The organism is Streptomyces fodineus, assembly GCF_001735805.1.
In the GTDB taxonomy this organism is placed as follows: Bacteria; Actinomycetota; Actinomycetes; order Streptomycetales; family Streptomycetaceae; genus Streptomyces; species Streptomyces fodineus.
Genome location: NZ_CP017248.1, coordinates 5,343,705 through 5,355,275 on the forward strand (window position 1 = coordinate 5,343,705; position 11,571 = coordinate 5,355,275).

Sequence of the window (11,571 nt, forward strand, 5' to 3'; positions counted from 1 at the left end):
CGGGAACTCAGGGTGCGCTGACGATCTGCTTCTGCCAGGCCTGCTGGAAGGCGAACCTGGCGGCCTCCACCTCGTGCCGCTGGTCGGCGTGGAGCACGCCGAGGGCGTACGCCGTCGCCGGGGCGATCCGGGGCGTACGGGCGGCCTGTGCCGCCGCCGCTGCCGCCTCCGAGGCGTCCCGGTGCCGGTTCAGGGCCTGACCCGCCGCCAGCAGGCGTACGTCCACCGGCTTGTTGCCCGCGTGCAGCACCTCCTGGGCGTACCGGTGCAGGCGCAGCAGCAGGCGGACCTGGTGCCAGGGGCCGTCCTGGGGGTGCGGGGACGGGTCCGGGGACAGGCCGTGGACCAGCGCCTCCGCGTTGTAGGGGTGGCCCGCGACGACCAGCGGGAGTGCCGTGATGGCGTCTGTCAGCCGTTCCTCCGCAGCGGCTGCCAGGGGGCGCAGGTCGGTCGTGGGCGCGGTGGGGGTGAGGGGGACCTCGCTGGCCAGCACGGCGACCTTGTCCGCGACGGCGTGAAAGCGGGACGACCCCAGTGCCTGGAGCGCTGTGGAGTGGGCCCGGGTACGGGCCAGCGTCAACTGGCGTTCCAGCAGGGCTCCTGCTTTCGCCGCGCCCACTGTGAGGTTGCCGCGTTCCGGGGTGGGGTCCGGGGCGGCCGGACCACCGGGGCCTTCCGGTGCCGCTGCGGCCGTGACCGCCTGGGCCGGGAACACGGTCACGCCCGACAGTCGCTGCAATGCCAGCAACAGCCGTTCCAGGCGCGCCTCGTACGCGTGCTCCAAGCCCAACGTGCCCGAGAGCCATGCCAGTTCGGGGCGGATCTCCTCGGACCAGCCGGAGTCGAGCAGGGGGCGGAACGTGTGCAGGCTGCCGCTGATGCGGCGGGCCGATCGGCGCAGGGCGCGCGCCGCGTCGACGGACTCCACCGCGCCGCTTTCCCGCGCACTCGACCGGTCGCGCGCGGAGGCGCCCCCGTTCGCACCGCCGGTCTCGCGGTGCAGGCGCAGGGCGCGGAGGAACTCCGTGGCCTGGGCGCGCAGGTACGCCGCGAGGGCGTCCCCGGTCACCACCTCGGCCGTGGGGTCCGTCGGGTCAAGGTGTCGCTGTGCCACGCCGGCGCCTCCGGGCGTCTATGAGCATCTCCTGGACGTTGCGCAGGGGCTGTCCGTCCGCGTCGGTCGAGTGCCGGATCCACTCGCCGTCCGGGCCGAGGTGCCAGGAGGAGGTCGAGTCGGACATGCCGGTGTCGAGCAGCCGGTTGAGGGCCGCCCGGTGGGCCGGGTCGACGACGCGGACCAGGGCCTCTATCCGGCGGTCGAGGTTGCGGTGCATCATGTCGGCGCTGCCGATCCACACCTCGGGCTCGCCGCCGTTGCCGAAGGCGAACACACGGGAGTGCTCCAGGAAGCGGCCGAGGATCGAGCGGACCCGGATGTTGTCGGACAGACCGGCGACACCGGGACGGACCGCGCATATGCCGCGCACCCACACGTCCACCGGCACGCCGGCCTGGGACGCGCGGTAGAGGGCGTCGATGACCGCCTCGTCGACGATCGAGTTGACCTTGAACCGGATGAAGGCAGGACGGCCTGCGCGGTGGTGCTGGGCTTCCTTGTCGATCCGCGAGATCAGGCCGTCGCGCAGGGACTTGGGGGCCACCAGCAGGCGGCGGTAGGTCTCGCGGCGCGAGTAGCCGGACAGGCGGTTGAACAGGTCGGAGAGGTCCGCGCCGACCTGCGGGTCGGCCGTGAGCAGGCCGAGGTCCTCGTACAGGCGCGCCGTCTTCGGGTGGTAGTTGCCCGTGCCGACGTGGCTGTAGCGGCGCAGGGTCTCGCCCTCCTGGCGGACCACCAGGGACAGCTTGCAGTGCGTCTTCAGGCCGACCAGGCCGTAGACGACATGGCAGCCCGCCTCCTCCAGCTTGCGTGCCCACTTGATGTTGGCGTGCTCGTCGAAGCGGGCCTTGATCTCGACCAGGACGAGGACCTGCTTGCCGGACTCGGCGGCGTCTATGAGCGCGTCGACTATCGGGGAGTCGCCGGAGGTGCGGTACAGGGTCTGCTTGATCGCGAGGACGTCCGGGTCGGCCGCCGCCTGCTCCAGGAAGGCCTGGACCGAGGTGGAGAAGCTGTCGTACGGGTGGTGCAGGAGCACGTCCCGGGTGCGCAGGGCCGCGAAGATGTCCGGCGCGGACGCCGACTCCACCTCCGCGAGGTCGCGGTGGGTGCCGGCGACGAACTTCGGGTACTTCAGCTCCGGCCGGTCCAGGGAGTGGACGCGGAACAGGCCGGTGAGGTCCAGCGGGCCGGGCAGCGGGTACACCTCGGCCTCGGAGATCTTCAGCTCGCGGACCAGCAGGTCCAGCACCTCGCGGTCGACGGACTCCTCGACCTCCAGGCGCACCGGCGGGCCGAAGCGGCGCCGCATGAGCTCCTTCTCCAGGGCCTGGAGCAGGTTCTCGGCGTCGTCCTCCTCGACCTCGAGGTCCTCGTTGCGGGTGAGCCGGAAGGTGTGGTGCTCCAGCACCTCCATGCCCGGGAACAGCTCCTCCAGGTGCGCGGCGATGACGTCCTCGACGGGGACGTAGCGGCCGGGGCTGCTCTCCAGGAAGCGGGACAGCAGCGGCGGCACTTTCACGCGCGCGAAGTGCTTGTGGCCGCTGACCGGGTTGCGTACGACAACGGCCAGGTTCAGGGAGAGGCCGGAGATGTACGGGAAGGGGTGCGCGGGGTCGACGGCCAGCGGGGTGAGCACCGGGAAGATCTGGTGCCGGAAGAGCGTGAACAGGCGGGCCTGCTCCTTGTCGGTCAGCTCGCTCCAGCGGACCAGGTGGATGCCCTCCTCCGCGAGCGCGGGGGCGACGTCCTCGTGGTAGCAGGCGGCGTGCCGGGCCATGAGCTCGCGTGAGCGGGCCCAGATCATCTCCAGCACCTCACGCGGCTGCAGCCCGGAGGCGGACCGCGTGGCCACACCGGTGGCGATACGGCGCTTCAGGCCGGCGACCCGGACCATGAAGAACTCGTCCAGGTTGCTGGCGAAGATCGCGAGGAAGTTGGCCCGCTCCAGCAGCGGCGTGTTCGGGTCCTCGGCGAGCTCCAGGACGCGCTCGTTGAAGCCCAGCCAGCTGCGCTCCCGGTCGAGGAAGCGGCCCTGGGGCAGGGGTGCGCCTTCGGCCTGGGCCTCCTCGTACGTGTCGAGGTCGGCGTCGAGGTCGGGGGCCAGGTCGGAGGAGGCCGCTGCGGCCACGGTGCGCGGGCGGTGGGCGGCGAGGGAACCCACGGGAGGCTGGGCGTGCTGGACCGGTGCCTGGGCGTCTTGCTGACTCATGACACCATTCTTCCGCGCCACGGGTGTCACGGGCGCGTCGGAACGAGCGGGCGGCAGCGTCACGGCACCGTTCAGCACGGGCCCCTCGGGGGGCGGCGAAGGCTCTGGCACGGCGGGCTTCATTGGCCGAGCGTCGCAAGTCTGGCTGAATCAATGGTTACGGCGACATGACGTGCGGGATAGCGCGGGGCGGCTCCCGCACGTCTTGCTCGCGCGAGCGACTGCTTCTTACGGGCCTGTTCGCGTTCTTTACGGGGTTTCCGCGCGCCCGCGGTCCAGCGGCGATCAGGCGGTGACGAGAGCGCCCTCGGCTCCCAGGGGCTGTGTGGTCGGCCGCAGGGGGCCGGTCAGGTGGCGCAGTGCCAGGTAGGAGGCGAGCACCAGCAGGCCGGTGAGGGTCAGGACCAGCGCGCTGGTGGTGAGCTGGAGCGGCCAGTAGTGGGAGGCGGGGTGGTAGACGGTGTAGTAGCCGGAGGCCTTGGCGAGGGCCGCGTCGCATGTCGCGGTGGTGTCGCAGTGCGGCAGAGGCAGGTGGCCGCCGCCGGACCTGGCCACCAGACCCTGCTCGACGATGATGCCGGAGCCGACGCCGCCCTGCTGGAGCGTGGTGACCCGGGTGACGGTCGGCCACAGGTGGGGCATGAGCTGCTGTACCAGTGCCCAGACACCCCCGGTGGCCGCCGCGCCGAGGACCAGCGCGGGCAGTGTACGGCGCAGCAGCAGGCCCGCCAGGACACCGGCCGCGAGCCCGGCGAGGGCGAGGGCGGCGGCGGTGGGGCCGTTGGCGTGGAAGGTCGCCAGGGCGTTCCAGTCCTCGGCGCTGTCGAGGCGCCCCTGGCCGGCGGACCAGGCGCGGTGGTGCAGCCAGAACAGCGGACAGGTGCAGGCGGTGACGACGACCGCCGGGAGGGCCAGCCGGGCCGTGAGCCAGCGGGCCGGTGAGGTGCCCTGGGTCCAGGCCAGCCGGGCGGTGCCGGTCTCCAGTTCCCGGCCGGTCAGGGCGGCGCCGGCCCAGGCGGCCACCAGGAAGGGCAGCGCGTCCACGGCGTAGGTGGCGTAGTTGTAGTAGTCCTTGTAGCGCAGGATCGCGGCCTGGTCGTAGCTGCACTTCGTCGCGAAGTCGCAGGCGTTGACCTGCCGCCAGCCCTCGGCCGCCGCGTCGGCGAGCGGGCCGGCCAGGGCCAGTTGCAGGGCGGCCAGGGCGATCACCAGTGCGGCGAAGCCGTACAGCGCGGGGCGGTGCAGGCGCAGCAGCCAGCGGGCCGTGCGGGGCCGCGGGGCGGTCGGGTCGGTGGTCACGCGGCACTCTCCTCGGTGGCGGCCGGAGCGGTGGTGAGGGCGGGGGCCTGCGGATTGCGCAGGTGGGCGAGGACCAGTTCCTCCAGTGAGGGCGCCGAGGTGCGCCAGTCGGCCGGGAGCGGCGCGGCCGGCCGGATCAGCGCGGTGAGCTGGCGGCCGGTGACCCGGGACTCGACGACGGCGTGCGCGTCGAGGCCGGCGCGGTCGGCGGCGCCGGAGACCCGCAGGTGGGCGGCGAGCAGGCCGTCGATGTCGCCGGCCAGCCGGATCCGGCCGTCGCCGACCAGCAGCAGGTGGTCGCAGGAGTCCTCCAGTTCGGCGACCACGTGCGAGGACATCGCGATCGTGGTGCCGTACTGGGCGGCCTGGGCCATCAGCGTGCCCATCAGCTCGTGCCGGGCCAGCGGGTCGAGGTCGGCCATCGGCTCGTCCAGGAGCAGCAGCTCGGGGCGCTTGCCGAGGGCGAGGGCGAGGGCGACCCGGGTGCGCTGGCCGCCGGAGAGGGAGCGTATGCGGGCCCCCGGGTCCAGGTCGCCGCGCGCGACGACCTGCTCGGCGACGGCCGGGTCCCAGTGGCCGGGGTTGAGGTCGGCGCCCATGCGCAGCGTCTCGGCGACCGTGAGCTGCGGGTAGAGCGGCTTGTCCTGGGCGACGAAGCCGACCCGTGGGCGGGCCGCGGCCGGGCCGGTCCCGAGCACCCGCAGCTGCCCTTCGGTGGGCGGGAGCAGCCCGGCGGCGAGGGCGAGCAGTGTCGACTTGCCGGCGCCGTTGGGCCCGACGACCGCGCACACCCGCCCCGCGGGCAGCCGGAAGGCACAGTCGCGCAGGGCCCAGCCTCCCCGGCGCCCGAAGCGCTTGCCGAGGCCGGTCGCCTCGATCGCCGTGTCGCTCATGAACGTTCTCCCTGGAAGTGCGTGTCGAGTACGGCGGTGAAGAGCGCGGCCACGTCGTCCCTTTCCAGCCCGGCGCCGCGTGCCTTCTGGGTCCATGCCTCCAGCTCGGTACGGAGGGCGGGGTCGGCCGGGGCGGTGCCGAGCGCCCGCCGCACGAAGGTCCCCAGACCCCGGCGTGCCTCCACCAGTCCCTCGCGTTCCAGTTCCCGGTACGCCTTCAGGACGGTGTTGGGGTTGATCGCGGTGGCCTCCACGACCTCGCGGGCCGTGGGCAGCCGGTCTCCCGGTTCGAGCAGGCCCATGCGCAGGGCCTGCTTGGTCTGCTGGACGATCTGGACGTAGGTGGCGACCCCGCTGTGCCGGTCGATGCGGTATTCGACCATGCGTTGAACCACCCTTTCACTAATTGAGTAGTGGAAGGGTGGTGCAAGGAAGGGGCGGCCGTCAAGCCGGCCGCCCCTGGTCGAGTCGTATGTCAGGTTTCCGTGCGGTACATCAGGTCCGTCTCGTACGTCGTGAACCCCAGCCGCTCGTACACCGACACCGCGGCCTGGTTGTCGGCGTCGACATAGAGCATCGCGGTCGGCAACTGCTGTCCGGCCAGGTGCCGCAGGCCGATCGTGGTGAGGGCCTTGCCGAGCCCGCCGCCCTGCTCTCCGGGGCGGACACCGAGGACGTACACCTCGCCGAGCCCCTCCTCGGCGTGCACCTTGGTCCAGTGGAAGCCGGCCAACTCCCCCCGCCGCTCGGCGAGGAAGAACCCGGCCGGGTCGAACCACGGCTCGCCCTTGCGGTCGTCGAGGTCCCGCTGGGTCAGCGCGCCCTGCTCGGGGTGGTGGGCGAAGGCGGCCGCGTTGACCGTGAGCCAGGCCGCGTCATCCTTGCCGGGCATGAAGGTGCGCACCGTCACGCCCTCCGGCAGCACCGGCTCGGGCAGCTCCAGGTTCGTCAACGGCCGCCGCATCTGGCGCAGTTCGCGGAACAGGGTCAGGCCGAGCACCTGGGCGAGATGCCGGGCGGCGGGATGTCCGCCGTGCGCCCAGACCCGCAGCCGCTTGCCGGAGGCGGCGAGCAGCGCCGAGCCGAGCGCCCGGCCGTGCCCGTGCCCGCGGTGCCGGGGGTCGACGACGAGTTCGGCGGCCGGCGCCTCCACCGGGTCGGTGTCCTCCAGCTGGGCGTAGCCGACGAGTTCGCCGCCGACGGTCAGCAGCAGATGCGAGACGCCCTCGCGGGCCTCTCCGCGCAGCTGCAGCCGGCCCTGTTCGGACACCGGCTGCTGTCCGTCGACCGCGAGGGCCTCGGCGAGCAGGGCCCGCACGGCCTCGGCCTGGTCCGGGGTGAGCGCGGAGTGGGTCTCGATGGAGCGGGCGGTCAAGGCCGGTACGGTGTCGTCGCTGCTCATGCGTAGAGGGTACGGCAGCGACCCCGTAAAGCCTATGTGAAAGGCGCCGTGCCGCTCACGGCGCGCTTTAATTCGAGGTCGCGCCGGAATTCGCTTTTCTTGGCTGCCGCAGCGCTTTCCATCCGAAGAAGTGCGAGCTCAAGCACTGGGTCGGCCGCAAGTAAGCGCCGCCGTAATCGGACGACAATCGCTAGCCGAGCCATTACCGAGAAACGGGGCGGGGGGAATTCCGTGCCGATCCGCGTCGATGCTCAGGTGGTCTTCCGGCGGTCGAACCAGATCGTGGCCAGCGTCGGCACCAGCCCCGCCCAGAAGACGATCCGCGGCACGGCCCGTTCGGACCACGGCACCTGGCTGATCAGCAGGGCGCAGAACACGGCCCAGGCGGCCTGGCCGAGGACGATCCGGGGCCAGCGGCGGCGGTGGATCAGGGAGCGGAGGTTGTAGCGGACGCCCATCCGCAGCCGCCGGTAGCGCAGCAGCGCACCGATGGTCCACAGGGCGCCGATGGGCACGAAGTACCACAGCCGCTGCGCGAGCGGAACGGGCAGCTCGCGTGGTACGACCCCCTCCTTGGTCCACAGGTCGAGCATGGTGCCGGCGAGGCCGAGACAGAGCAGGGCGATCCAGCGCACTCCGCGCAGCAGCCGGTACGAGGCGTGGTCCAGGCCCTGCTGAAGGGCCGGGGAGTCCGGGGTGGCGGCGAGGGCGTCGGCGTAGAGACCGGCGGCCTCGGCGGCTTTGACGCCGGGTGCGGCGGCGGCCCGCTGGGTCCGCCGGGCGAGCGCCTCGGGGTGCTGGGGATCGAGCCGGAGGACGGCCTGGTCCATCTCGGCGGCGAGGGCCTGGTCGCCGCTGATACGGGCGATGGCCCCGCGCACCTCGTAGGGGAAGACCTCCTCCGGCGCCAACCGGACGGCGGTCAGGGCCAGTTCGTCCGACTCCCGGAAGGACTCCGCCATGGCTTCGTTGGTGACCGAGCCGCCATTCGCCTGACCGATCCGCAGGGCCCGTATGCGGTAGAGCCAGTGGCCGAGCAGCGCGTACCCGTACCAGTACTCGGGGGCGAGGCGGATGACCTCGCGCAGGGGGTCTTCGGCGTCCACGATGCGGGAGGAGGCCTGGAGGGCGCGCGCGTGCTGGAGCAGCGCCCCGATGTGCTCGGGATCGATGGCCAGCGCCCGCTCGGCCGCCTCCAGGGCCTGGGCCGCCTCGTTCTGTGCGCCGAGATGGCAGCGGGAGAGCCGGACCCAGGCGGCGACGTCCTCGGGATCCTCGGCGAGCCGCTGCCCGAGCAGGGTCTTCGCCTCGTCGTAGCGCCGCAGTTCGTACAGTGCGTCGGCCCGCTCCAGGGCCGGATGCAGTCCCGTGCCGCTCACAGCTTCCGCCGCTTCTTCAGATAGGCGATGAGGTCGTCGTACATGCCGCCTTCGTTGGCGAACATCGCCACGTTCCGGGCGGCGGCGAACCACGGCTCGGACGACGGCACGACCTCCTTGGCCGCCGCCAGCAGGTCCTTCATCCCGATCATCCGTACGGTCCCGGTCCGGGCGGAGTCGAGCAGCGCCCGCTCGGATGCGGCCTCGCAGACGTGGGCCAGGTCGGCCCCGGAGAGTCCGTCGGTGACCTTGGCCAGCTTGGCCAGGTCGATGTTCTCGATGGGCCGGTCCCGCAGGTGGTAGCGGAGGATCGCCTCACGGGCGGGCGCGTCCGGCGGCAGTACGAGCAGGGTCCGGTCCAGCCGCCCGGGCCGCCGCAAGGCGTTGTCCACATCCCACGGCACATTGGTGGCGGCGAGCACGAACACGCCTTCATTGGCCGAGGAGTCGACTCCGTCCAGCTCGGTGAGGAGCTGGTTGACGGTGTTGCGCATCCCGCTGTGCGCGGTACGGCTGCGCTTGGCGCCGAGCGCGTCCAGCTCGTCGAGGAAGACCACGCAGGGTGCCTGCCGACGGGCGGTCTGGAAGATCTCGTGCATGTTGCGCTCGGAGTTGCCGATCCACATGTCGAGCACGTCGTTGACGGAGACCGACAGGAAGGAGGCGCCGAGTTCCCCGGCGACGGCCCGCGCGATGAAGGTCTTCCCGCACCCGGGCGGCCCGTACAGCAACAGCCCACCGCGCAGGCTCTTCCCGTACAGCTTCCGCAACTCGGGGTTCCGCAGGGGCGCGAGAAAGGCGGCCTCCAGCCGTTCCTTGACCTCCTGCATCCCGCCGACATCGGCCAGCCGCACCCCGCCCGGCTGCTCCACGTCCCACGCCTCGGCGTCCCCGGGGTCGTCGCCGCCGTCCGCCCGCATCGGCGCCTCCGCCTCGACGAACCGCGGCGGCACGACGTCGCCGACCTGGTCTTCGGCGGCCTTCCAGTCGAAACCGGGGCGGGGCTCGGAGTCCGGCCGCGGGGCCTGCGTGTCCGGGGCCGGCTGCTGGGGCACTCCCATGGCGCGGGCCATGAGCTGCCGCGCCTGCGCGTCACCCGGCGCGTGCTGCAGGGCGACGGCCACCTCGGCGACGGCGGCTTCGGGCTGACCCTCGCTCAGGAGGAGTTCGGCCAGATGCAGTCGGAGCGGGACGTCGGCGGGCGCGGCGGCAACCGCCGTACGCAGGCTGTGTATCAGCGGGGAGTCTTGCGGCATGGGGCCAGCCTACGGACCTGCCGTGGGGGCGGTTCCGCTTGGGCCAGGTCAAGGGGCGCCTTCGCACGCGTGGGCGCCACCCGCTTCCGCGTCCCCGGGGTGCGTCTACGCCGGCGTCGCGGCCTCGGCGTTGTGGGTCATGCGTTCCAGGACGTGGACGGCGGTGCGGTATTCGTCCGGTGAGATGCCGGTCATGGACAGGCCGCGGAAGGTGTCGACCCGTGCGGTGACGGAGGCCAGCCGGCGGTGGCCGTCCGGGGTGAGGGCCAGGCGCTGCGGTGCGGGGCGGGTGGCCCAGCCACCGGTCAGTACGGCGTCTACGGCGGCCCTCAGCGTGAGGACGTCCGCGTGGGCGGCGAGTGCCGTCAGGACGTCGGAGTCGGTGGCCTCCGGGGCGGTGTCGCGGATGACGTGGAGGACCTGCCAGTCCAGGCGGGTGAGGCCGAACTCCGACAGTACGCCGTTCATCGCGCGGGTCAGGGCTTTGTCGGTGCGGTTGAGCCAGTGGCCGATCGGCTTCATGCGGGGGTTCCTTCGGGGTGGGGTCCGGTCAGGAGGGCGGGCCAGTTCCGGGCGGTGGCCCAGTCGGCGAAGGTGTGCCAGCCGACCTCGGGGTACGCGCGGCGCAGGGCCGGGGCGTCGACGTCGAGGCCGGTGGTGGTGAAGTACGCGAACATGGCCGCCAGGTCCGTGGAGTGGGTGCGGACGACGTCGAGCGGGACCTCGTGGTGGGTGATCGGGCGGCCGGTGGCGGTGGTGAGGGTGGCCGCGATCTGGTGCGGGGTGCGGGTGTCGGACGCGATGTCGATACGGCGGCCCACGAATTCGGTGCGGCGGGTGAAGGCCAGTGCCGCGAACGCGCCGATGTCGGTGGCGGGGATGAGGGCGAGGGGTCGGCCGGCGGGCATGGGCCAGCCGAAGACGCCGTCGCGCAGGCCGGAGAGGGTCCAGCCGCCGGCGTAGTTGTCCATGAACGCCGCCGGGGCGATCACCGTCCAGGGCACGCCGGACGCGCGCAGGTGCTGCTCGATCTCGTACTTGCTCTCGTAGTGCGGGATGCCGGTGCCGCGGTCGGCGTGGGCGGCGGAGGTCAGGACGACGTGCTGGATGCGGCCGGCCGCCGCGGCGTCGACGAGGGTCCTGCCCTGTCGTGTCTCGGTGCCGGTGCCGGTGCCGAACGGGGTGGTTACGGCGAAGAGCGCGTCCGCGCCGGTGAGGGCCGCGTCGAGCGAGGCACGGTCGTCGAGTTCGGCGGGGCGGATCTCGGCGCCGAGGGCGCGCAGGGCGGCGGCGGGCGGTGCGTCGGGGTGGCGGGTCAGGGCGCGGACGTGGTGGCCGGCGGCCAGGAGGGCGCGGGCGGTGGCTCCGCCCTGGGCGCCGGTGGCGCCGGTGACGGCGACGGTGAGCATGGGTCTCCCCGGATGGCTAGGATTGCTGCGTGACGCATTGACTGCGTTACGCAGGAGACTAGCGGGATATTCGCTGTGTCGCGCAGTGTTTTTGGAGGCGAGCCACGTGACGGACGTGAGGGGCCCACGCCGGGCCCGGCTGTACGAGGAGCTGTCGACGGAGTCGCGCCGCTACCTCGCGTCGTACGTGCTGTTCAATCAGGCCGTCGCCGACCATCTCGGCCTGCACCCCACCGACGTACAGGCCCTGAGCCTGCTGACGGCCGAGCCGGAGCCGCTCACGGTCCGGCAGATCGCCGACATGACCGGGCTCACCACGGGCTCGGCCACGCGTCTGGTGGACCGGCTGGAACGCGGCGGCTATGTGACCCGCACACCGGATCGGCGGGACCGGCGCCGGGTGCTGGTCACCCCGGTCCCGGAGCGCGTCGCCCGTGTCGCCGCGGTGTGGGACGAACTGGGCCGCACCTGGCAGCGCCTGTACGACGACCACACCGAGGACGAACTGAAGACGATCATCCGCCACATGCGCCACGCGAACGCCCTGAGCCGCACCCAGATCGAACACTTGCGCACCATGCCGAGGCCGGACTGACCCGAGCCC

11 protein-coding genes are annotated in these 11,571 nt (G+C 72.6%); 1 reads left to right on the forward strand and 10 read right to left on the reverse strand.

From position 1 onward, the window contains the following. Positions 1-7 precede the first annotated feature (7 nt). From BFF78_RS22730 to BFF78_RS22775, 10 genes are all read right to left on the reverse strand, one after another. Positions 8-1,114: a CHAD domain-containing protein gene (locus tag BFF78_RS22730; RefSeq protein WP_069780071.1), complete on the reverse strand. Its 1,107-nt coding sequence runs from the start codon at positions 1,112-1,114 to the stop codon at positions 8-10. Further along, a complete protein-coding gene (locus tag BFF78_RS22735) occupies positions 1,095-3,452 on the reverse strand; it encodes an RNA degradosome polyphosphate kinase (RefSeq protein ID WP_099054912.1) in 2,358 nt (785 codons plus the stop codon). Before BFF78_RS22735 ends, BFF78_RS22730 begins: the two co-directional genes overlap by 20 nt. Positions 3,453-3,614: 162 nt before the next feature. Beyond that, positions 3,615-4,628 (reverse strand): hypothetical protein, encoded by a 1,014-nt coding sequence (locus BFF78_RS22740; protein ID WP_069780073.1) that lies wholly within the window; start codon positions 4,626-4,628, stop codon positions 3,615-3,617. Further along, a complete protein-coding gene (locus BFF78_RS22745) occupies positions 4,625-5,521 on the reverse strand; it encodes an ABC transporter ATP-binding protein (protein ID WP_069780074.1) in 897 nt (298 codons plus the stop codon). Before BFF78_RS22745 ends, BFF78_RS22740 begins: the two co-directional genes overlap by 4 nt. After that, on the reverse strand, positions 5,518-5,904 hold the full coding sequence (locus BFF78_RS22750) for a GntR family transcriptional regulator (RefSeq protein ID WP_069780075.1): 387 nt from the start codon (positions 5,902-5,904) through the stop codon (positions 5,518-5,520). The genes BFF78_RS22745 and BFF78_RS22750 overlap by 4 nt, the downstream gene beginning before the upstream one ends. Before the next feature lie 92 nt (positions 5,905-5,996). Continuing rightward, a complete protein-coding gene (gene mshD / locus BFF78_RS22755; RefSeq protein WP_069780076.1) occupies positions 5,997-6,923 on the reverse strand; it encodes a mycothiol synthase in 927 nt (308 codons plus the stop codon). 251 nt (positions 6,924-7,174) lie between these two features. Beyond that, complete coding sequence (locus BFF78_RS22760) at positions 7,175-8,302, reverse strand: tetratricopeptide repeat protein (RefSeq protein ID WP_069780077.1); 1,128 nt, start codon at positions 8,300-8,302, stop codon at positions 7,175-7,177. After that, positions 8,299-9,558 carry an ATP-binding protein gene (locus BFF78_RS22765; RefSeq protein WP_069780078.1) on the reverse strand — a complete coding sequence of 420 codons (1,260 nt, stop codon included), beginning with the start codon at positions 9,556-9,558 and terminating at the stop codon, positions 8,299-8,301. The genes BFF78_RS22760 and BFF78_RS22765 overlap by 4 nt, the downstream gene beginning before the upstream one ends. A gap of 105 nt (positions 9,559-9,663) precedes the next feature. Then, a complete protein-coding gene (locus tag BFF78_RS22770) occupies positions 9,664-10,080 on the reverse strand; it encodes a MarR family winged helix-turn-helix transcriptional regulator (protein ID WP_069780079.1) in 417 nt (138 codons plus the stop codon). Continuing rightward, positions 10,077-10,967 (reverse strand): NmrA/HSCARG family protein, encoded by an 891-nt coding sequence (locus BFF78_RS22775; RefSeq protein WP_069780080.1) that lies wholly within the window; start codon positions 10,965-10,967, stop codon positions 10,077-10,079. The genes BFF78_RS22770 and BFF78_RS22775 overlap by 4 nt, the downstream gene beginning before the upstream one ends. Positions 10,968-11,073: 106 nt before the next feature. Between BFF78_RS22775 and BFF78_RS22780 the strand changes: the two genes are divergently transcribed. After that, positions 11,074-11,562, forward strand: a complete 489-nt coding sequence (locus tag BFF78_RS22780) for a MarR family winged helix-turn-helix transcriptional regulator (protein WP_069780081.1) — start codon at positions 11,074-11,076, stop codon at positions 11,560-11,562. Positions 11,563-11,571 lie beyond the last annotated feature (9 nt).

Coding starts and splice junctions, on each gene's coding strand:
- BFF78_RS22765 (WP_069780078.1), bottom strand. CDS start 9,558: ATGCCGCAAGACTCCCCGCTGATACACAGCCTGCGTACGGCGGTTGCC.
- BFF78_RS22735 (WP_099054912.1), bottom strand. CDS start 3,452: ATGAAGCCCGCCGTGCCAGAGCCTTCGCCGCCCCCCGAGGGGCCCGTG.
- BFF78_RS22750 (WP_069780075.1), bottom strand. CDS start 5,904: ATGGTCGAATACCGCATCGACCGGCACAGCGGGGTCGCCACCTACGTC.
- BFF78_RS22745 (WP_069780074.1), bottom strand. CDS start 5,521: ATGAGCGACACGGCGATCGAGGCGACCGGCCTCGGCAAGCGCTTCGGG.
- mshD (WP_069780076.1), bottom strand. CDS start 6,923: ATGAGCAGCGACGACACCGTACCGGCCTTGACCGCCCGCTCCATCGAG.
- BFF78_RS22770 (WP_069780079.1), bottom strand. CDS start 10,080: ATGAAGCCGATCGGCCACTGGCTCAACCGCACCGACAAAGCCCTGACC.
- BFF78_RS22775 (WP_069780080.1), bottom strand. CDS start 10,967: ATGCTCACCGTCGCCGTCACCGGCGCCACCGGCGCCCAGGGCGGAGCC.